This window comes from Tessaracoccus sp. MC1756, assembly GCF_014164735.1.
GTDB lineage: Bacteria > Actinomycetota > Actinomycetes > Propionibacteriales > Propionibacteriaceae > Arachnia.
Genome location: NZ_JACJFZ010000004.1, coordinates 117,615 through 137,562 on the forward strand (window position 1 = coordinate 117,615; position 19,948 = coordinate 137,562).

The 19,948-nt window shown below is 68.7% G+C and carries 17 protein-coding genes; 8 read left to right on the plus strand and 9 right to left on the minus strand.

Annotated elements, in window-relative coordinates; all coding sequences use genetic code 11:
- Nucleotides 1-93: 93 nt before the first annotated feature.
- On the minus strand, nt 94-2,748 hold the full coding sequence (gene ppdK, locus H5393_RS11025) for a pyruvate, phosphate dikinase (RefSeq protein WP_076061447.1): 2,655 nt from the start codon (nt 2,746-2,748) through the stop codon (nt 94-96).
- Between the two features lie 164 nt (nt 2,749-2,912).
- Nucleotides 2,913-3,815, minus strand: a complete 903-nt coding sequence (locus H5393_RS11030; RefSeq protein WP_076061449.1) for a pyruvate, water dikinase regulatory protein — start codon at nt 3,813-3,815, stop codon at nt 2,913-2,915.
- A 250-nt stretch (nt 3,816-4,065) separates the two neighbouring features.
- Here H5393_RS11030 and H5393_RS11035 point away from each other — a divergent pair, with 250 nt between their 5' ends.
- Nucleotides 4,066-4,464, plus strand: coding sequence for an SRPBCC domain-containing protein (locus tag H5393_RS11035; protein WP_076061451.1), 399 nt, complete (start codon nt 4,066-4,068; stop codon nt 4,462-4,464).
- Nucleotides 4,465-4,538: 74 nt separating this feature from the next.
- On the opposite strand, the gene H5393_RS11040 is transcribed toward H5393_RS11035, so the two are convergent.
- On the minus strand, nt 4,539-5,993 hold the full coding sequence (locus H5393_RS11040) for a PQQ-binding-like beta-propeller repeat protein (protein ID WP_182766700.1): 1,455 nt from the start codon (nt 5,991-5,993) through the stop codon (nt 4,539-4,541).
- Between the two features lie 209 nt (nt 5,994-6,202).
- Here H5393_RS11040 and H5393_RS11045 point away from each other — a divergent pair, with 209 nt between their 5' ends.
- Nucleotides 6,203-8,686, plus strand: a complete 2,484-nt coding sequence (locus H5393_RS11045; RefSeq protein ID WP_182763381.1) for a sodium-translocating pyrophosphatase — start codon at nt 6,203-6,205, stop codon at nt 8,684-8,686.
- 104 nt (nt 8,687-8,790) lie between these two features.
- Here H5393_RS11045 and H5393_RS11050 read toward each other — a convergent pair whose 3' ends face one another.
- Both H5393_RS11050 and H5393_RS11055 read right to left on the minus strand, forming a co-directional pair.
- On the minus strand, nt 8,791-9,126 hold the full coding sequence (locus H5393_RS11050) for a YciI family protein (RefSeq protein WP_076061457.1): 336 nt from the start codon (nt 9,124-9,126) through the stop codon (nt 8,791-8,793).
- A 317-nt stretch (nt 9,127-9,443) separates the two neighbouring features.
- On the minus strand, nt 9,444-10,220 hold the full coding sequence (locus H5393_RS11055; RefSeq protein WP_182766701.1) for a FadR/GntR family transcriptional regulator: 777 nt from the start codon (nt 10,218-10,220) through the stop codon (nt 9,444-9,446).
- Between the two features lie 128 nt (nt 10,221-10,348).
- Here H5393_RS11055 and H5393_RS11060 point away from each other — a divergent pair, with 128 nt between their 5' ends.
- The 6 genes from H5393_RS11060 (at nt 10,349) to H5393_RS11085 (ending at nt 16,169) form a co-directional block, all read left to right on the plus strand.
- Nucleotides 10,349-11,641, plus strand: coding sequence for a sugar ABC transporter substrate-binding protein (locus H5393_RS11060; protein WP_182766702.1), 1,293 nt, complete (start codon nt 10,349-10,351; stop codon nt 11,639-11,641).
- 74 nt (nt 11,642-11,715) lie between these two features.
- Nucleotides 11,716-12,654: a carbohydrate ABC transporter permease gene (locus tag H5393_RS11065; protein ID WP_220488379.1), complete on the plus strand. Its 939-nt coding sequence runs from the start codon at nt 11,716-11,718 to the stop codon at nt 12,652-12,654.
- Nucleotides 12,651-13,463: a carbohydrate ABC transporter permease gene (locus tag H5393_RS11070; protein WP_182766703.1), complete on the plus strand. Its 813-nt coding sequence runs from the start codon at nt 12,651-12,653 to the stop codon at nt 13,461-13,463. The genes H5393_RS11065 and H5393_RS11070 overlap by 4 nt, the downstream gene beginning before the upstream one ends.
- Nucleotides 13,464-13,465: 2 nt before the next feature.
- Entirely contained in the window at nt 13,466-14,617 is a 1,152-nt protein-coding gene (gene dgoD, locus H5393_RS11075; RefSeq protein WP_182766704.1) for a galactonate dehydratase, read from the plus strand.
- A 5-nt stretch (nt 14,618-14,622) separates the two neighbouring features.
- Nucleotides 14,623-15,252, plus strand: coding sequence for a bifunctional 4-hydroxy-2-oxoglutarate aldolase/2-dehydro-3-deoxy-phosphogluconate aldolase (locus tag H5393_RS11080; protein ID WP_182766705.1), 630 nt, complete (start codon nt 14,623-14,625; stop codon nt 15,250-15,252).
- Entirely contained in the window at nt 15,249-16,169 is a 921-nt protein-coding gene (locus tag H5393_RS11085; protein WP_182766706.1) for a sugar kinase, read from the plus strand. The genes H5393_RS11080 and H5393_RS11085 overlap by 4 nt, the downstream gene beginning before the upstream one ends.
- A 16-nt stretch (nt 16,170-16,185) precedes the next feature.
- Here the strand turns inward: H5393_RS11085 and araA are convergent, their stop codons facing one another.
- From araA to H5393_RS11105, 4 genes are all read right to left on the minus strand, one after another.
- Entirely contained in the window at nt 16,186-17,703 is a 1,518-nt protein-coding gene (araA, locus tag H5393_RS11090) for an L-arabinose isomerase (RefSeq protein ID WP_182766707.1), read from the minus strand.
- A 58-nt stretch (nt 17,704-17,761) separates the two neighbouring features.
- Nucleotides 17,762-18,472 (minus strand): L-ribulose-5-phosphate 4-epimerase, encoded by a 711-nt coding sequence (locus H5393_RS11095; RefSeq protein WP_182766708.1) that lies wholly within the window; start codon nt 18,470-18,472, stop codon nt 17,762-17,764.
- A gap of 62 nt (nt 18,473-18,534) precedes the next feature.
- Nucleotides 18,535-19,554, minus strand: coding sequence for a LacI family DNA-binding transcriptional regulator (locus H5393_RS11100; RefSeq protein ID WP_182766709.1), 1,020 nt, complete (start codon nt 19,552-19,554; stop codon nt 18,535-18,537).
- A gap of 19 nt (nt 19,555-19,573) precedes the next feature.
- Nucleotides 19,574-19,945, minus strand: coding sequence for an FKBP-type peptidyl-prolyl cis-trans isomerase (locus H5393_RS11105; protein ID WP_182763380.1), 372 nt, complete (start codon nt 19,943-19,945; stop codon nt 19,574-19,576).
- Nucleotides 19,946-19,948 lie beyond the last annotated feature (3 nt).

The following is a 19,948-nucleotide window of genomic DNA, read 5'->3' on the forward strand; positions in this document are numbered from 1 at the left end:
CGACGGGGGCCGACGCCCGCGCCGACGACAGCGGCCGGGCGTACGGAACCCCCGGGTGGGCAACCGGTGTCCACCCGGGGGTTTCCGTTCACGTCAGCCGGCGCGCTCCTGCAGCACCGCCTTGGCGGCCGCGAACCGGGCGATCGGTACGCGGAACGGCGAACAGCTCACGTAGTCGAGCCCGGCGCCGTGGAAGAACGTCACGGAATCCGGATCGCCCCCGTGCTCGCCGCAGACGCCCGTCTTGAGCTTGGGCTTGGTCTGCCGACCCTTGGCCACACCCATCTCCACCAGGGCGCCCACGCCGTCCACGTCGATGGTCTCGAACGGGTTGCGCTCCAGCACGTGGTCCATCACGTAGTTGGTGAGGAAGCCGTTCTCCGCGTCGTCGCGCGAGATGCCGATGGTGGTCTGGGTGAGGTCGTTGGTGCCGAAGGAGAAGAAGTCGGCGAACTCGGCGATCTTGTCGGCCACGAGCGCCGCGCGCGGCAGCTCGATCATGGTGCCGATGGTGTAGTCGAGTTGCTGACCCGCCTTCGCCAGTTCGTCGTCAACCGCCGCCACGACGATGGCCCGCTGCGCCTCGAGCTCCTGCGTGAGCGCCACCAACGGGATCATGATCTCCACGCCGACTGTCTCGCCCTCGCGCTCCTTGACCGCCAGGGCGGCGCGGATGATGGCACGGGCCTGCATGTCCGGGATCTCCGGGTACAGCATGGCCAGACGGACGCCGCGGGTGCCGAGCATCGGGTTGAGCTCGTGCAGGCGCTTGACCTGGGTCAGCGTCTCCCGCGCCTCGGTGAGCTGCTGGCCGTCGCCGTTGGTCAGTTCCAGCCGCTGCACCAGCAGCGACTGCTCCACCAGGTTGGGCAGGAACTCGTGCAGCGGCGGGTCCAGCAGCCGAACGGTGACGGGGAGGCCCTTCATGGCGGTGAAGATGCCCTCGAAGTCCTGCTGCTGCATGGGCAGGATCTCCTCGAGCGCGGCTGCGCGCTGCTCGGGGCTCTCGGCGAGGATCATCTTGCGGACAGCGGGCAGGCGGTCCTGGGCCATGAACATGTGTTCGGTGCGGCACAGCCCGATCCCCTCGGCGCCCAGCTCGCGGGCCTTGGTGGCGTCCTCGAAGTTGTCGGCATTGGCGCGTACGCCCAGGCGGCGCACGTCGTCGGCCCACTGCACGACCTTGAGGAAGTCCTCGTTGATCTGCGGCGGGATGAGATCGAGCTTCTCGCCGTAGACCTTGCCCTGGGAACCGTCGAGCGTGATGACGTCGCCCTCATGGATGACGCGGTCGCCGATGGTCAGGGTCTTGGCCACCGTGTCGATCTTGATGCCGTGCGCGCCGGCCACGCAGGGCTTGCCCATTCCACGCGCCACGACGGCGGCGTGCGAGGTCATGCCGCCGTGGGCGGTGAGGATGCCCTGGGCGACGATGACGCCGTGGATGTCGTCGGGGGTGGTCTCGTAGCGCACCAGGACGACTGCCTCGCCCTTGCCGCCGAGATCCGCCGCGGTGTCCGCGTCGAACACCACGCCACCGACGGCAGCACCCGGCGAAGCGGGCAGGCCGGTGGCGATCGCGTCATTGCCGTGGTCCGGCGGGATAGCCGGGTGGAGCAGCTGGTCGAGCTGGCCCGGTTCGATGCGCATCAGCGCGTCCTCCTGCGAGATGACACCCTCGTCGACCAGGTCCGAGGCGATCTTCAGCGCGGCGGCCGCGGTGCGCTTGCCGTTGCGCGTCTGCAGCATGTAGAGCTTGCCGTCCTCGATGGTGAACTCCATGTCCTGCATGTCGCGGTAGTGCAGTTCCATGTCCTTCATCGTCTTGACGAGCTGCGCGTACGCCTCGGGGAGCACCTCCTCCATCTCATGGAGCTGGCGCGGGGTGCGGATGCCGGCGACGACGTCCTCGCCCTGGGCGTTGACGAGGAACTCACCGTAGAGCGCGTTCTCGCCGGTGGACGGGTTGCGGGTGAAGCAGACGCCGGTGGCGGAGGTGTCGCCGCGGTTGCCGAACACCATCTGCTGGATGTTGACGGCGGTGCCGAGCGAAGCGGAGATGTTGTGGGCGCGGCGGTACACCTCGGCGCGGGGGTTGCCCCAGGAGCGGAAGACGGCGTTGACGGCGCGGTTGAGCTGCTCGTGGGGGTCCGAGGACCATTCCCCGCCGAGGTACTCGTTGGAGATCTCCTTGTAGGTGGCCACCAGCTCCTTGAGGTCGTCGGCGGTGAGATCCGTGTCCTGCTCGACGCCGCGCTCGTGCTTCAGCGCGCTGAGCGCGTCCTCGAAGAGGTGGCCCGGGACGCCCTCGACGACTTCGCCGTACATCTGGATGAAGCGTCGGTAGGAATCCCACGCGAAGCGCTCGTTGCCGGATTCCTCCGCGAGCGCCTTGACGGATTCGTCGGAGATGCCGAGGTTGAGGACGGTGTCCATCATGCCGGGCATGGAGTGGACGGCGCCGGAACGCACGGAGAGGAGGAGGGGCTTCTCGGCGGCACCCAGCACACGGCCGGTGCGCTGCTCGAGGCGCTTCAGCGCCGCGGCGATGCCGTCGGCCAGGCCTTCTGGCCACTTTCCACCGTTGTTCATCGTCTGAACGCAGGCCGTGGTGGTGACGGTGAACAGGTCCGGGACGGGAAGGCCGACCTTCGCCATCTCGGCGACGTTGGCGCCCTTACCGCCGAGGAGGCTGCGCATCGTGGCGTCACCCTCGGACAGGTCGTAGATGTAGCGATCCTCGCTCATGTGGGGATATCTCCTTTGACAAACCCTGGGGAACCGCCTTTGGCTCCCCGCTGCCCCAAGACTAGTCCTGACAAGCCCGGCGAAGGGGGCGGGGTGGGAGAATCCCAGCCGACCCCACCTTCGTCAGGCTGCGGAGCGGGCACCCCACGCCCGCGGAGCGTGGATCACTTGGGAGGAGGCGCCCAGGCGCCGCCCGGCCGCACGATCCCGGGGGGACGACGGAGGCGTTGGCCCACCTTGCGGGCCCGGTCATCGACCACGTCGATGATGCGCGAGGCGGCCTCTTCGATGGCGACGCCGGTGGTGTCGATGATGGGGCAGCCGAGCTTGCGCTGGGTGCGGCCGATCTCATCGAGCTCGTCGTAGATCTTGACCAGGTCGGCGTACCCGTCCTTGGTGCCGAAGCCACCCATGCCGCGCACCCGCTGGCCACGGATCTGATTGAGCCGCTCCGCGTCCATCGTGAGCCCGATGATGCGCCAGCGGTCCAGATCCCACAGCTCCTTCGGCGGTTCGATGCCCGGCACCAGGGGCACGTTGACCGCCTTGTAGCCCAGGTAGCCGAGGTAGATCGACAGCGGGGTCTTGCCTGAGCGGGACGGGCCCACCAGGCAGATGTCGCACTCCTTGAGCGCCTCCGGGAGCGACCCGTCGTCGTGGCGGACGGCGAAGTCGATGGCGGCCATCCGCACGAAGTACTCCGCCTCGACGCCGAGGGGGCGCATGGGGACCTGGTCGGCCTCGATGCCGCTGATGCGTTCCAGCGCACCCATCGCCTGCGTCATCAGATCGGCGAACGGCACCTCAATGTCGTTGCAGAACGATTTGACCAACTCGGCCTGTTCCTCGCTGACGAGCGTGAAGAACACCGCGACGGGCGCCCGCTCCGTGCTCTCCTTGATGGTCTCCAGCGCGGTGAGCAACGACGCGGTGGTGCCCACCTTGCGGTGCCGGACCAGGCTGAATTGCCGCGTCGGGAACTGGGTGATGGCGGCCCGCGCGATGCGGGCTGCGGTCTCGCCTGTGGAGTCGGCGATGATGTGGATCTCCAGCGGCTCTGCTGACATGACAGTCACCTTACGGGGCCGCCCCTCAGCCAGCACCGAACATCACGATGTTGTTGAACAACCAGTCGTTGCTCTGGCTGAAGGTGTAGCCGCCGCCCGGTCTTGCCGTGGCCACCGGGCAACGGATGACCCCCGGCCGAGTCAGCCATGACGAATTGGCACTGCCCTCTTCCCTCCTGCGATCGCAGAGCTAGGCTTGGATACCAGGGCACCACGGAAGTTGCCCGCAGTACCCAGGAGGTGCACACAGATGGATGCAGTTGTGGAGGAGACGGCGGAAACCAAGAGCGTGAAGGTGACCCACAAGGTCGCCAAACCGCTCGAGAAGGTGTGGGCGGCGCTCATGCAACCCAACGGCCAGGAGCCGTTGCTGGGCAAGGGTGGTCAACTGGGATCGAAGGGGGTCGACTGGGCGTCCACCGACGGCCCACACGGCGTCACCCGGAGCTTCCACCCCATGGAACAGATCCGGTTCTCCTGGCATGAAGCCGAAGGCGCTCCCCGCAGCCTCGTCGACCTGCAGATGAAACCCGTCGACGGCGGCACCGAGCTTCACCTGACCCACGAACTCATCGAAGATGGCTACGCCCCTGAGTCGTTGACCGAGCGCTGGGAGACCGCGCTCCGGAAACTCGACGACCAGGCCTGACGCAATTGCGGCGGCGGGGTGGGCCGGAGGGCCCACCCCGCCGTCGCGACGGCCGCGTGGAACACGGTGTTGGCTCACCGATAGACCGCGACGCTGTCGTCGTCGCCCACCACCAACCGCCCTCCGTACACGGTGGCATACCCGTGCAACGTCCGCTCCCACCTGACCTCGCCGGTGTCGGGGTCGATGCCCAACGCTTTCGGCTGGGTGGTCTCGCCTGTCTGCGGATCTGACGGCGTGATCAGCACGACGAGCTGCCCCTCCCCCACGTACAAGGCCGCTTCACCGGCGCGCGCCTCGATGGGGGTGCGCATCACCTCGCGTCCGGTGGTGGCGTCGAAGCGCAGCACCGCCATGGCTGCGGAACCGTAGGCTCCCTCGAGGACGATGAGGTCGTCGCCCCACAGCGCTCCGGGCGCAGCACCCTGCGGATCCCCCCACAGCTGGTTTGCCAGCGGTGTCACCCACCGCACTTTTCCGGTGCGCGGATCGAGCCGTTGCAGCTCCCCCTTGCCGCTCAGGGGCAGGAGGTAGAGGAGCCCGTCGTTGACCACGGTCCCCCAGTTGCCCACCTCGGAGCGCCACACCTCCTCCCCCGATGCGGGCTCGATGGCACGGACCGCGCCGAACTCGTTGATGACCGTCACGCCGTCCACCACGTGCATCGACGGCCGCGTAGGCTGCCAGTCGGGCTGCGCGCCGTCGGACATCCGGAACACGTAGCGGTAGCCGGCGAACTCAGAGGCGGCCGAGTCCGGCGCGAGGTACGCGAATCCGTCAGACTCCAGGACCTGCCTCGCAAAGCCTCCGGACCATCCACCCCCGGCGTCGACGTCGACATCCCACAGCGGGTGCACCAGATCGCCGGGGTCGTACGCCAGCAATCTGGCCGCGCCAGGACCGTAGGGGTCCTCGTCGTTCTGGCGCACCGCCAGGAACAACGTGCCGTTGTTGCTTGAAGAAACCCAGCTGTACCCGCCAGGCGACTCAAACACGTTCCCCGCCGAGTCCGTGTACTCCGTGGAGTCGAACACCGGCATCTCCAGCCGGTGCATCTCCCGGCCTGTCTCGCGGTCAAGTAACGCCGTCGCCCCTCTGAGAGGCACGCCGACCCACGGGGTCCCCGGCAGATCGGTGAGATGCGACTCGTCGAAGCCCCACACGCCCTGCACCGAGGTCCGCCACAGCTCTTCGCCGGACCCTGCCGCGAGCAGTGCCACCTGAGGCGGCGCCGGGTCCCCGCCTCCGACAGAGACCAGGAGGCGGTCGCCGCTGACGGGCACGAAACCCCCGTACGCCCTCCCGTCGTCGCCCCATCGCCACGCCTCGACGGGCCCGTCCTGGAGGCCGAGGACCTGCGGCGCGGGGGGCGGCGGCGACCTGAGGAGGAGGACCACCCCTAGCCCCAGCGCCAGCGCCATCGCCATGGCCCCCGCCACGACGGCAGTGCGGCCCCTGGACCACCCACCCAGTCGCCCGGTGGGGTCTGGTGCTGGCGGCGCGTCCAGGTCCAGCACGTCTTCGGTCATGCGGACAGCCTAGGGTCGCCGGACGCCGGCCGCGGCGGCCACCTTCAACGCGTGCGGCGCCCAGGCGACAGCCACGTTGAGCGATCAAACCCAACCCCCGCTGACTTCGGCCACTACCGGAAGTAGTATGAGGGGACGGCACATTGCGTCGCGGCCCGGTTTCAAGGAAGAAGACGGTCATTATGGCAACCATGCTCTCCAGCAGAGGGATGAGGCGCGCCCGCTGGGCTGCGCTGGCAATCGCAGGACTCACGGCACTCGGAATCACCGGCTGTTCGGGCGACGGCGCCCCGCCCGGCGAGACCCACGTCGGAGGTGAGGCCAATCTTCAGCTGCCGGATCTCGGCAGCGTCGATTTCCTCGGCATCCCCGGTTCCGCGCTCCTCGGGCTCGGCCTCATCGTGTGCGCGCTGGGCCTCGGTTTCGGCCTCATGACCTACACGCAACTCAAGCGCATGCCCGCCCATTCGGCGATGCGCGAGATCTCGGAACTCATCTACACCACCTGCAAGGCCTACCTGAAGCAGCAGGGCAAGTTCCTGCTGGTGCTGTGGGCGTTCATCGCCGCGATCATCATCTTCTACTACCTGTTCCTCGTCGGCTTCGGCGTCGGGAAGACCGCCATCGTGATCGCGTTCTCGCTGATCGGCATGGCCGGCTCCTACGGCGTCGCCTGGTACGGCATCCGCGTCAACACGCTGGCGAACTCGCGCACCGCGCACGCAGCGCTCGGCGGCAAGCCCTACCCCTGCCACGACATCCCGCTGCGCTCCGGCATGAGCATCGGCATGGTGCTGATCTCGGTCGAACTCGCGATGATGCTCATCATCATGGTGTTCCTGCCCGGTGAGATCGCCGGCGCCTGCTTCATCGGCTTCGCCATCGGCGAGTCCCTCGGCGCGTCCGCCCTCCGCATCGCCGGCGGCATCTTCACCAAGATCGCCGACATCGGCGCCGACCTCATGAAGATCGTCTTCAAGATCAAGGAAGACGACGCCCGCAACCCCGGCGTCATCGCCGACTGCACCGGTGACAACGCCGGCGACTCCGTCGGCCCCTCGGCAGACGGCTTCGAGACCTACGGCGTAACAGGCGTGGCGTTGATCACCTTCATCCTCATCGGCGTGCCGGAAGTCAGCATGCAGGTGACCCTGCTCGTGTGGCTGTTCGTCATCCGCGCCGCCATGGTGGTCGCCTCCGGCATCTCCTACTTCGCCAACCGTGCCTGGGCGAAGGCCCGCTACGCCAACGCCGACGACATGGACTTCGAGGCGCCCCTGACGTCGCTGGTCTGGATCACCTCGGCCGTCTGCATCGCCACCACATTCCTCACCTCGATCCTGCTCATCGGCAACCTCGAGGGTGGCCTCTGGTGGAAGCTGTCGTTGATCGTCAGCTGCGGCACGCTGGCCGGCGCCCTCATCCCCGAACTGGTCAAGGTGTTCACCTCCACCAGCGCCCGCCACACGCAGGAAGTGGTCATCTCCTCCAACAAGGGCGGCCCCTCGCTGGGCATCCTCTCCGGCCTCGTTTCGGGCAACTTCTCCGCCTACTGGCTGGGGATGGCGATCGCGGCCCTGATGGCCGTCGCCTACGGCATCTCCACCCTCGGCCTGAGCGACATGATGCTGGCCCCGGCCGTCTTCGCCTTCGGCCTGGTCGCCTTCGGCTTCCTGGGCATGGGCCCTGTCACCATCGCGGTGGACTCCTACGGCCCGGTGACCGACAACGCGCAGTCCGTCTTCGAGCTGTCGACGGTGGAACATGACCCCAGCGCGGCCGACGAGTTGGCCACCGAGTTCGGCCATGAGCCCGACTTCGAGCGCGCCAAGTACTTCCTCGAGGCCAACGACGGCGCGGGCAACACGTTCAAGGCGACGGCGAAGCCCGTGCTGATCGGCACCGCGGTCGTCGGCGCCACCACCATGATCTTCTCGATCATGATGGGCCTCACCGACGGCCTGGAGAACGCGGAGGCCGTCGCGAACCTGTCGCTGCTGCACGCCCCGTTCCTGCTCGGCCTGCTCGTCGGTGGTGCCGTCATCTACTGGTTCACCGGCGCGTCCATCCAGGCCGTGACAACCGGCGCCTACCGGGCCGTCGAGTTCATCGGCGCCAACATCAAGCTCGACGGGGTGACCCGCGCGAGCGAGGAGGACTCGGCCAAGGTCGTCCAGATCTGCACCCAGTACGCCCAGAAGGGCATGTTCAACATCTTCCTCGGCGTCTTCTTCTCCACCCTCGCGTTCGCGTTCGTGGAGCCGTTCTTCTTCATCGGCTACCTGATCGCGATGGCCCTGTTCGGCCTGTACCAGGCCATCTTCATGGCCAATGCGGGCGGCGCCTGGGACAACGCGAAGAAGATCGTCGAAGTGGACCTCGACGCCAAGGGCACGGCCCTGCACGACGCCACCATCATCGGCGACACCGTCGGCGATCCCTACAAGGACACCTCGTCGGTGGCGCTGAACCCCGTGATCAAGTTCACCACCCTGTTCGGTCTCCTCGCGGTCGAACTCGCGGTCTCCCTGAACGCTCAGGGCGGCCAGGTGCTGACCTGGGTGCTGGCCGCGGCGTTCTTCTTCGCGTCGCTGTTCTTCGTCCACCGCTCCTTCTACGGCATGCGCATCAACGAGAACATGTCGGAGATGGAGATCGATCGGACAACCGAGGCTGTCGCGATCGACGCCTGACCCCTATTCCGAGTCGGAACCGCTCGGCACAAGGCCCGGATCTCCCTCCCCCAGGGAGATCCGGGCCTCGCGTGTTCGTCGGCCGGCCGGCTTGGGCGCCCAGCTCAGCCCTGGAAGGGCCGCACCTCGACGGTGGGGTTGCAGCCGGTGGCCACCGCCCGTTTCGCCCAGTCGAGCGCGGCCGCGTCGTCCTCGACGTCGATGACCCAGAACCCGTTGACCTGGTCCGGGTACTGCAGCACCGGGCCCTCGACGACGACACCCTCAGACGTGACGTACCGGGCGTCCGACGGCGGGGTGAGCCCGCCGGCGAACACCCAGGCGCCGGCGTCCATCATCTCCCGGTTGAGGGCGTCGACCGCCGCGAAGATCTCGCTCTGGTCGGCGTCCTCCGCGAACGGCTTGCCGTCGTGGATGACTGATAACAGGAACTGGGGCATGGCTACTCCTCGTGTGCTCCGGGTGCCGGTTCGTGTGCCCCCAGCCTCACCTCCGGCACGCCCCACGTCAAGGGTGGGCGGCGCCGCCCCGCGCGTGGTTGACGAGGCGTTGGAGCAGGGCGCGAAAGTGCTGACCGGCGGCGCAGCGAATCAACGCGTCGCCCGTCGGGCTCTCCGCCTACCTGCACGCCGGCGACACCGCCGGGGCCGGCGGAGGACAAAGCGTCTGGAGACGGGCTGCTGGCGTCAACGGGGGCACTATCTCGAATGCCGCCGCGCCGTCGGTTTCGCCGACCCGTTCGCCTGACCCCGGAGGCTCAACCGGTGACGCTGCCCTGCGCCATCTCCAGCATCTCGGCCGCGGACAGGGTCACGATCAGCCGTGCCGATTCGCGGGCGGCGTCCTCGTCGCCCGCGATGATCGCGTCTCCGAGCCTGTGGTGCCATTCCAGCGCCTGCGGGTCCACCCGTTGGGGCAGCAGCCCCTGCAGGTAGCGGGCCTCGAGCATCCCCTCCACCAGCCTGTGGAGCGCGCCGAACATCGAGTTGTGGCCCATCTCCAGCACCATGGTGTGGAACCGCTTGTCCTGCCGGTGGAACTCCGGGATGTCGTTGTCGCGGCTGGCGGTGAGCAGCAGCTTCAGGCACTCGCCGAGCTCGGCCCGATCCGCGTCGGTGACCCGCTGCGCCGCCAACGAGGCTGCCGCCGGCTCGATGGCCGAGCGCAGCTCACTCAGTTCGATGATCTGCCGGGCGCGGTCCGGCGACATCAGCCGCCACCGGATGACGTCGCCGTTGACCAGTTCCCATTCCGTCATGGGCTGGACGACGGTGCCGACGCGGCGGCGGGACGCGACAAGGCCGAGCGACGCCAACACCCCGACCGCCTCGCGCATCACGGAGCGCGAGACGCCGCGCTCCACCGCCAGTTCGGTCATGTGGAGCGTGGTACCGGCCGGCAGTTCCCCGGCGCAGATCTGCGTCCCCAGGTCCTCCACGACGGAGAAGCGCAGGTTCGACACCGCGCCCGGCTCCGGCCGGTAGGGAGGCGCGAGACGCCTGCGGGCACTCACGGAGATGGCGGGGACGTCCATAGATAACATTCTGGCTCATTTTTCCCGGAAGCCCTTGCATATGTCTGACTTATTGGCCAATGTAAAGCAGGAGGGGCAACGCAGCCCACCCCCAGGTCTAGGGGACACGTCGAAGGAGACGAGATCATATGAAGCGTCGCACTGTCCTTATCAGCGTCCCGATCGGTGCTGCCGCCGTTGCGGCGCTGAGCGCCTGCGGCGGGGACGACACCGAATCCGGCGAAGCGTCCACCGAACTGCAGGTCACCCTGTCCAACCACCCGTGGAGCGATGCCATCAAGGAGTTGTTCCCGGAGTTCGAGGAAGAGACCGGCCTCACGGTCAAGCTGACGCAGCTCGGCGAGGACCAGCTCTCAGACCAGTACAACGTCAAACTCAACTCGGGCACCGAGGACCTCGACGTCCTCATGTACCGCCCGCTGCAGGAAGGCAAGCTGTTCGCCCAGAACGGCTGGTTGATGGACCTCACGGAGAAGGTGGAGGGCAGCGAGGACTACGACTGGGCCGACTACCAGCCGGGCCCCGTCGCCGCCAGCACCTTCGAGGGCAAGGTGGTGGGCGTCCCGCTCACCACCGAGCGTGAGTGCCTGTACTACCGCAAGGACATTCTCGAGGAACTCGGCGCGGCCGCCCCGCCGGACACGCTCGACGAGTTGTTCGAGCTCGCACAGAAGGCCAAGAGCGGCGACAGGGCCGGCTTCGTCGCCCGCACCGGCCGCAGCGCCGCCGTCACCCAGTTCTCCAGCTACCTCTACAGCTACGGCGGCGACTTCCACAACGAGGAGGGCACTCAGGCCACCGTCGACACGGCCGAGGCCAAGGCGGCCTACGACATGTACTCGAAGCTCATCCGCGAGACCGGGCCCGCCAACGTCTCGACCGACATGAGCTGGCCGGAGGCCATGGCGATCTTCACGCAGGGCAACGCCGCCTTCTACACCGAGGCCGACGTGCTCTACACCAACGCCACGGACGCCTCGAAGTCCGCGGTGTCCGACAAGGTGGGCTTCGCGCCGTTCCCGGCAGGGCCGGCCGGCCGCAAGCCGTTCAACATCCCGTCGTGGGGTCTGGCCATCAACGAGAAGTCCAAGAACAAGGACAACGCGTGGAAGTTCATCGAATGGGCCACCTCGAAGGCCAAGACGCTCGAGAACCAGAAGAACGGTCTCATGAGCGCCCGTAACTCCGCCTGGGACGACCCCGAGGGCGTCGCTGGCTTCCCGGAGGACCTCGCCGCCTCGATCAGTGAGAACGCCAAGGAGGGCGTCGGCCACGACCGCCCGCTGGTCATCCAGGTCGCCAAGGCCCGCGAGATGGTGGGCCAGCCCATCGTCGACGGGATCACCGGCAAGGACCTGGAGGCGTCGATCGCCAAGGCCCAGGAGGACTTCCAGAAGTTCCTGGACGACGAGAACGCCTGACCCCCGACCCTGTCCTGAGTGTGGAGGGCCGCCCCGGCGGCCCTCCACACGGCTCGTCCTGAATCGAGGCATCCATGACACACGCTGCTGCCGACACCGGCTACCGCGCCGCGATGAAGCCGACCTCACCGGCCTACAGATGGGCCAACAAGCACCGCAAGTGGCTGTTCGCCGCCCCTGCGATGGTGTTCGTGGCTGCCATGATCATCTTCCCGCTGGGCTGGACGGCGTACCTGAGTCTCACCAACGCCAGCGGCTCCGTGCAGGCCAGCCGCGACTTCATCGGCGCGCGCAACTTCACCGAGATGCTCACCGACACCGACAGGTTCTGGCCCGCCGTGTGGCGCACCGTGCTGTTCACCGCGGTGGTGCTGATCGTCGAGGTCGTCCTCGGCATGATCATCGCGCTGTTGCTGCGCCGCCCCTTCCGGGGCGAGCGCTGGGTGCGGGTGGCGATCCTGCTCCCGCTGGTGGCGACCCCCGTCGCCGTCGGCATGATGTGGCGCCTCATCTTCGACCCGAACATCGGCGTGGTCAACACCATGTTGGGCTGGGTGGGCATCCCGCCGCAACCCTGGCTCGCGGGCGAGTCGACAGCCCTGTGGACCACGATGTTCATCGATATCTGGCAGTGGACGCCCATGGTGGCGCTGATCCTGCTGGCCGGGTTGTCGTCGCTCTCCGACGAGCCTGACGAGGCGGCGCAGATCGACGGCGCCAGCGCCTGGCAGCGGTTCTGGCACATCACCCTGCCGCTGATGCGCTCGACGGTGATCGTCGCCATCCTGCTGCGCGGCATCGACGCGCTGAAGACCTTCGACATCCTCTACGCGACGAAGGGCCGGGGCGGCGGTTCGTTCAACGAGGTGGAGACCCTCAACGTCTACGCCTACGGCCTGAGCTTCGACTACAACGAGTACGGCCTCGCGTCGGCGGTGCTGATCTTCTTCTTCCTGCTGATCGTGATCCTGATGTTCTTCCTCTCCCGCGGTAACAAGAAGGTGACCTCATGACCTCTCGTGGCTACAAGATCTTCAGGGTCGTCGCCCTGATCCTCATCATCTTCTTCCTGCTGGCCCCCCTCGCGTGGATGGTCATGGCGTCGTTCAAGACGACCGTGCAGATCTTCGACACGGCCAACATCTTCAACTTCGCCCCCACGCTGGAGAACTACGAGCGCGTCTTCGCGCAGGCCAACTACGGCGAGTTCATCTGGAACAGCTTCGTGGTGGCGGCCGTGTCGACGCTCCTGTCGCTGATCATCGGCATCCCGGCCGCCTACGCGATGAGCCGGTTCACCATGAACAAGTCCTCCATCGTGGTGCTGATGGCCCGCATCATCCCGGGCGTTTCGCTGCTGGTGCCCTGGTACTACGTGTTCAGCATCATGGGGCTGGTGGGCGGCTACTCGGTGCTGATCCTGTCGCACATGTTCGTCTCGCTGCCGTTGATCGTCTACATCATGATGGGCTTCTTCGACGGCCTCCCCACGGAGATCGAGGAGTCCGGCGAGGTCGACGGCCTGACCCCCATCGGCGCCTTTTGGCACCTGACTCTGCCGCTCTCAACGCCTGGTATCGCGACGGCGGCGATCCTGTCGTTCATCTTCAGCTGGAACAACTTCATGTTCGCCCTGGTGCTGTCAGATACCGACACCAAGACGCTGCCCGTGGCCATCTTCGACTTCATCGGCTACGCGAGCATCGACTGGGGCGGGCTGATGGCGGCCACCACCGTCGTCACCGTGCCCATCATGGTGGGTTCCCTCTTCGTCCAGAAGTACATCGTCAGCGGCCTCACCGCCGGCGCGACGAAGGGCTGATGATGGCTGACGTGATCGAGCGGATCGAAACGTTCCTCGTGGCGCCGCGCTGGCTCTTCGTTCGGATCGAGACCCGCGACGGGGTCGTGGGCTGGGGCGAGGCCACCTGCGAGGGGCGCTCGGAGACGGTCCGCACCGCGGTCGAGCAGCTGGCCGAGATCGCCGTCGGCTGGGACCCGGGCCGCATCGAGGACCTGTGGCAGCGGCTCACGAACGGCTCGTTCTACCGCGGCGGACCCATCCTGGCCAGCGCGGTCTCAGGCATCGACCAGGCGTTGTGGGACATCCTCGGCAAGCGGCTCGGCGCGCCAGTGCACCAGCTCCTCGGCGGGGCGGTGCGCGAGCGGGTCCGGGTGTACGGCTGGATCGGTGGCGACCAGCCCGACGCCGTGCGTGACTCCGCGGAGCGCGCCAGGGCCAACGGCCTCACCGCGGTGAAGATGAACGCCACCCCGGCGTTGGGCAAGCTCGCCACCCGCGCGGAGATGCTGGCCGCGGTGGAGCGGGCGGAAGTGGTGCGCGAGGTGATGGGGGACGACGGGGACCTGGCCATCGACTTCCACGGCAGGGTGTCGTTCCCCGCGGCTCGCCGCCTGATCCACCTGCTCGAGGACGTTGGCCCGATGTTCATCGAGGAGCCTGTGGTGCCTGAGAACTCGCACCTGTTCCCAGATCTGGTCGCGCACACCACGGTTCCCATCGCCACCGGCGAGCGGCTTTACAGCCGACAGGAGTTCCTCCCCGTGCTGAGGGCCGGCGTCGCGGTGGTCCAACCCGACCTCTCGCACGCCGGCGGCATCACCGAGACCCGCAAGATCGCCTCGCTCGCCGAGGCGCACGGCGCCCTGCTGGCGCCCCACTGCCCGCTCGGCCCCATCGCGCTGGCCGCCTGCCTTCAGGTGGGCTTCGCGACCAGCAACCACATCATCCAGGAGCAGAGCCTCGACATCCACTACAACGTGGGCGCGGACCTGCTCGACATGCTGCTGGACCCGAGCCCGCTCACGAGCACCGACGGCCACATCGCCCTGTGGAACGCGCCTGGGCTGGGGATCGCGTTGGACGAGGCGGCCATCCGTCGCGCCGATCAGGAGCCGCACGCCTGGCGCGGCCCGATCTGGAACCATCCCGACGGTTCGTTCGCGGAGTGGTGAGCCGCATGGATCCGGAGCGATTCCTCGCAGAACTGAAGCAGAGCGGCCTGTGCGCCATCATCCGCTGTCGGGAGGCCGGCGCCGCGGAGCCGATCGCCCGCCGTCTCATCGAGGCGGGAGTGCGCATGCTCGAGGTCACGCTCACCACGCCGGACGCGGAGCAGACGATCCAGGCGCTGGCCACCGACGCTCCGGCCGAGGTCTGGGTTGGTGCCGGCACCGTCATCAGCACCGAGGACGCAGAGCGGGCCAGGGCGGCCGGGGCGCGGTTCATCGTCACCCCGGGGCTCTGTCCGGCCATCGAGGCCGCCGCCTCCGCCGGGCTCCCCAGCCTGGGCGGGGCCTGGACGGCCAGCGAGGTCATGGAGGCCCATCGCAGGGGCGCCACGGCCGTGAAGATCTTCCCCGCCAGTTCGGGCGGCCCTGCGCACCTGAAGGCGCTGCGCGACCCCCTCCCCCACATCCCGCTCGTGGCCGTCGGCGGCGTCGGGCTGGACGACATCGCCCCTTACCGCGCCGTCGGGACGATCGGCTTCGGCGTCGGCGGGCCCCTCATCGGCGACGCGGCCCGGGGCGGCTCGCTGGACGCGCTGGCCGAGCGCGCCGGGGAGTTCGTGAGGGCCTGCCGCTCATGACCGACGTCTGGACGTTCGGCGAGACGATGGTGAGCCTCCGCACGACGGCGCTGCTCAGCCCCGGGGTGACCTGGAGCACCCACGTGGCCGGCGCCGAATCCAACGTCGCGATCGGGCTGGCGCGCCTGGGGCACTCGGTGACCTGGTGCAGCCGTCTCGGCGACGACGCGTTCGGCCACCTCGTGATGCGGGAGCTGCGGGCCGAGGGGATCGCCGTCGACTGCGCGCTGGATCCCGAGCGGCCCACCGGTTTCATGTTCCTGAGGCCCACCACGTTCGCCGCAGAGGTCGCCTATCACCGGGCAGGCTCCGCGGCGTCTGCGCTGGGCGTCGAGGTGGTCGATTCGCTGGTGGCGGCCGCGCCCCGCGTCGTGGTGCTGTCGGGGATCACTCCGGCCCTGGGACCGGGCCCGGCGGAGGCGGCAGCCAGGGCCGTGGAGTCGGCCCAGGCCATGGGAGCGACGGTGGTCCTCGACGTCAACCACCGGGCCAGGTTGTGGTCACGGGAGGCCGCCGCCCGGTTCCTCCAGCGGATCATCCCCGGGGTGGACGTGGTGGTCGGCTCCCCCGAGGAGCTGGAACTCCTGGCCCCGACTCCGCAGCGGTTGGTGGAGATGGGTCCGTCGCAGGTGGTCGTGAAACTCGGCCCCGAGGGCGCGCGCCTGCACGCAGACGGCTCGGTCGTCGACGGACCGACGACGACCGTGGCGGTGGTCGATCCCGTGGGCGCCGGCGACGCCTTCACCGCGGGGTACGTCTCGGCGCTGCTGGAGGGCGCCGGGCCAGAGGCCCGGCTGCGCCGCGGCAACGTCCTGGGTGCGGCCGCCGTCCGCCATCGCGGCGACTACGAGGGCCTGCCCCTGAGGGACGAACTGCTCGCCTGGGAACGCGAGGGCGGAGCGGACGTGCTGCGCTGAGGGGCGAACCCCCCGGTCAGAGGCCCTGGGCCAGGCGGTAGTAGGCCTGGTTCCAGCGGACCAGCTGCTGGAACTCCGGCAGCGTCGTGGAGTCGTCGATCACCAGGAGCTCCACCTGGGCCATGTCGGCGAAGTCGCGGAACGCCTCGATGCCGACGGCCGTCGACATCACGGTGTGGTGCGCGGCGCCGGCGGTGAGCCACGCGGCGGCGCTGGTCCTGAAGTCCGGCTGCGGCTTCCACACGGCGCGCCCCACAGGCAGCTTGGGCAGCGGGGCGCGGGGCTCCACGTTCTCGACGACGTTGGCGGTCAGGCGGAAGCGGTCGCGCATGTCGCTCAACGCGACGACCACGGCGGGCCCCGGGTCCGCCGTGAAGACCAGGCGCACCGGGTCCTCCTTGCCGCCGATGCCGAGCGGATGGATCTCCAGGGTGGGCTTCGCGGTGGTCAGCGACGGCGACACCTCCAGCATGTGCGCCCCGAGGATGAGCTCGTCACCAGGGGTCATGTCGTAGGTGTAGTCCTCCATCAGGCTCGCCCCGCCGGGCAGGCCCGCGCCCATGACATTGGCGATCCGCACCAGGATGGCGGTCTTCCAGTCGCCCTCGGCGCCGAAGCCGTAGCCCTCGGCCATGAGGCGCTGCACCGCCAGCCCCGGCAGCTGCTTGAGGGAGCCGAGGTCTTCGAAGCTGGTGGTGAAGGCGCCGAAGCCGCCCTCCTCCAGGAAGGAGCGCAGGCCCAGCTCGATCGCCGCGCCGTCGCGGAGCGACTGGTGCCGGTCCCCTCCCTTACGCAGTTCCGGAGCGACCTCGTACAGCTCCTCGTACTCGGCGACCAGCGCATCGACGGCATCCTCGGACGCCGCGGCGACCGCGTCGGCCAGCTCATTGACGCCCCAGGTGTTCACCTGGACGCCGAAGCGCAGTTCCGCCTCCGTCTTGTCGCCCTCGGTGACGGCGACGAAGCGCATGTTGTCGCCGAAGCGGGCGAGCTTGAGGCTGCGGGAGGCGGCGAGGCCGGCGGCCGCGCGCTGCCAGGTGCCCAGCTCGCGCTGGACCTGCGGATCCGAGGCGTGTCCGACGATCGTCTTGCGCGGCACCCCGAGCCGGGTCTGGATGTAGCCGAACTCACGGTCGCCGTGCGCGGCCTGGTTGAGGTTCATGAAGTCGAAGTCGATGTCCGCCCACGGCAGCTCGACGTTGGCCTGGGTGTGGAGGTGCGCCAGCGGCTTCTGCAGCGCGTCGAGGCCGGCGATCCACATCTTCGCGGGGCTGAACGTGTGCATCCACGCGACCAGACCGATCACCCGGTCGTCGGCGTTCGCCTCGAGGGCGACGCGCTTGATCGCGGCGGAGTCCGTGAGAACGGGCTTCCAGACGATCGAGACCGGCACGTCGCCTGCGTCGTCGAGCACCCGGGCGATCTCCTTGGACTGCTCCGCCACCTGGGCGAGCGTTTCGGGCCCGTACAGGTGCTGGCTTCCGGTGAGGAACCAGACCTCGTAGCCGTCGAGGGAAGTGGTGAGCTTGGGCATTCGAGTGGACCTTTCGGGGGCTGGGGGCTGCGGCGGTGCGCGGTGGTGGGGTGGGTTGTCAGCGGCGAGCGTCGGTGCTCTGGCCGTAGACATTCTGGTAGCGGTCGAAGAGGCTGTCGATCGCTTCCTGCGGGATGGGGATGAGCGGTCCCGCCTCGCGCGCGTAGTGCACGGTGCGGGCGACGTCCTCCACCATGATGGCAGCCTTGACGGCGTCCTTCGCGTCCACGCCGATGGTGAAGGGGCCGTGGTTCTGCATGAGCACGGCGCGGCTGCGGTGGCCCCGGAGGGTCTCGACGATGCCGCGCCCGATGGAGTCGTCGCCGATGATCGCGAACGGGCCTACGGGGATGGGGCCGCCGAACTCGTCCGCCATGGCCGTGATGACGCAGGGAATTTCCTCGCCGCGCGCCGCCCAGGCGACGGCGAAGGTGGAGTGGGTGTGCACCACGCCGCCGACATCGGGCATGTTGCGGTAGACGTAGGCGTGCGCGGCGGTGTCGCTCGACGGCGAGCGCTCGCTGCCCTCGGAGCCGGGGATGACATTGCCGTCCAGGTCACACAGGATCATGTTCTGCGGGGTCAGGTCGTCGTAGCTGACGCCGGACGGCTTGATGACGAACAGGTCCGCCCCGGGCACCCGGCCGGAGACGTTGCCGCCCGTCCAGACGATCAGGTTGTAGCGCACGAGTTCGCCGTGCAGCCGGGCGACATCAGCCCGGACGCTGCTGATGGCGGCTTGGACCTCGGCGGAGAAGGGTGTGCTCACGGGTGACCTCCCAGAGTCGACTGTGACCGGTCACACAAGCGTATCCCCAACAGCGCCGTAGGTCAAGGACCCAATCGGTCAGCGATCGGGCGGGCGACCGACGCGCGCGGGATCAACACCGGCGCGACGGGTTCCCGTGCGGGCGCCGCGGCATCCGGACCCGCAATGAAGGCTTCAACGGCCCGGCGGCCGAGTTCCTCGAAGTCCTGGCGCACGGTGGTGAGCTGCGGCCAGTAGTACGCCGCGTCGGGGATGTCGTCGAAACCGACGACGCTGATGTCGTCCGGCACGGCGACCCCCGCCTCGTGCAGCCCGCCGATGAGACCGAGCGCCATCTGGTCGTTGGCGGTGAAGACGCCGGTGGCACCCGATTCGAGCACCGCCGCGGCCGCCTCGTAGCCGGAGCGCGCCGTCCAGTCGCCCAGGTGGAGGACGACGCCGTCGAGGCCCCGGGCCTGCGTCTCGGCGGTGAAGCCGGCGGCCCGAGCCTCGGCCTCCAGCCAACTCGCCGGCCCGGCGAGGTGGGCGATGCGCACGTGCCCGGCATCGGCCAGCGCGTCCACCGCCAGGCGGGCGCCCTCGGCCTGGTCCACGGAGAGCCAGGGCGCGCCGTGACCGGCCGAGTGCAGGGTGAGGACACGGACGCCCGCCGCCAGCGCGTCGATGGTGCGCAGCGTCTGTTCGTGGGGGGCCACGACGACGATGCCCTCCACCCCCTGGGCCACGAGGTGCTCGATGGCGGCGGCCACGGCGGTGTCGTCGTCAGCCTGCGCGAACGCGGCGCTGATCCAGTAGCCGGCCACCCGCGCCGACGCCTCGATGGCGGCGACCGAGCGGGACGGGCCGTACAGCAGCGCGTCGGAGGCGAGGATCCCGAGCGTGCGGGAGCGGCGCGTGCCCAGTGCGCGGGCGGCGTTGTTCATCCGGTAGCCGAGCTCCTCCATCGCCCGGACGACGCGGGCCTTGGTGGCCTCCGCGACGTCGGGGTTGTTGTTGAGGACCCTCGACACCGTCTGACGCGACACGCCCGCGAGGGTGGCGACGTCGCGTACGCCGACCACCCGCTTGCCCCCGGGAGTCACTTCGCCCAGCCGTGGGTGATCAGTTGAGGCCGATGAGGTCGCACACGAAGATCAGCGTCTCGCCCGGGGCGATGACGCCACCTGCGCCACGCTCGCCGTAGGCGAGGTGCGACGGGATGACCAGCTGACGACGGCCGCCGACCTTCATGCCCTGGATGCCCTTGTCCCAGCCCTGGATGACCTGGCCGATGCCGAGCCGGAACGAGAGCGGCTCGCCGCGGTTCCAGGAGGAATCGAACTCCTCGCCGGAGCTGAAGGCGACACCCACGTAGTGCACGTGCGCGACGTCGCCGGCAGCGGCCACCGCGCCGTCGCCCTCCACGATGTCGGTGATGTCCAGATCTGCCGGGGGCTCGCCACCGGGGAAGTCGATCTCCGGCTTCTCATTCATGTT

Bases quoted from the DNA above. Each gene is read 5' to 3' on its own strand.
- ppdK (WP_076061447.1), bottom strand. From the start codon at position 2,748: ATGAGCGAGGATCGCTACATCTACGACCTGTCCGAGGGTGACGCCACG.
- H5393_RS11030 (WP_076061449.1), bottom strand. From the start codon at position 3,815: ATGTCAGCAGAGCCGCTGGAGATCCACATCATCGCCGACTCCACAGGC.
- H5393_RS11035 (WP_076061451.1), top strand. From the start codon at position 4,066: ATGGATGCAGTTGTGGAGGAGACGGCGGAAACCAAGAGCGTGAAGGTG.
- H5393_RS11040 (WP_182766700.1), bottom strand. From the start codon at position 5,993: ATGACCGAAGACGTGCTGGACCTGGACGCGCCGCCAGCACCAGACCCC.
- H5393_RS11045 (WP_182763381.1), top strand. From the start codon at position 6,203: ATGAGGCGCGCCCGCTGGGCTGCGCTGGCAATCGCAGGACTCACGGCA.
- H5393_RS11050 (WP_076061457.1), bottom strand. From the start codon at position 9,126: ATGCCCCAGTTCCTGTTATCAGTCATCCACGACGGCAAGCCGTTCGCG.
- H5393_RS11055 (WP_182766701.1), bottom strand. From the start codon at position 10,220: ATGGACGTCCCCGCCATCTCCGTGAGTGCCCGCAGGCGTCTCGCGCCT.
- H5393_RS11060 (WP_182766702.1), top strand. From the start codon at position 10,349: ATGAAGCGTCGCACTGTCCTTATCAGCGTCCCGATCGGTGCTGCCGCC.
- H5393_RS11065 (WP_220488379.1), top strand. From the start codon at position 11,716: ATGACACACGCTGCTGCCGACACCGGCTACCGCGCCGCGATGAAGCCG.
- H5393_RS11070 (WP_182766703.1), top strand. From the start codon at position 12,651: ATGACCTCTCGTGGCTACAAGATCTTCAGGGTCGTCGCCCTGATCCTC.
- dgoD (WP_182766704.1), top strand. From the start codon at position 13,466: ATGGCTGACGTGATCGAGCGGATCGAAACGTTCCTCGTGGCGCCGCGC.
- H5393_RS11080 (WP_182766705.1), top strand. From the start codon at position 14,623: ATGGATCCGGAGCGATTCCTCGCAGAACTGAAGCAGAGCGGCCTGTGC.
- H5393_RS11085 (WP_182766706.1), top strand. From the start codon at position 15,249: ATGACCGACGTCTGGACGTTCGGCGAGACGATGGTGAGCCTCCGCACG.
- araA (WP_182766707.1), bottom strand. From the start codon at position 17,703: ATGCCCAAGCTCACCACTTCCCTCGACGGCTACGAGGTCTGGTTCCTC.
- H5393_RS11105 (WP_182763380.1), bottom strand. From the start codon at position 19,945: ATGAATGAGAAGCCGGAGATCGACTTCCCCGGTGGCGAGCCCCCGGCA.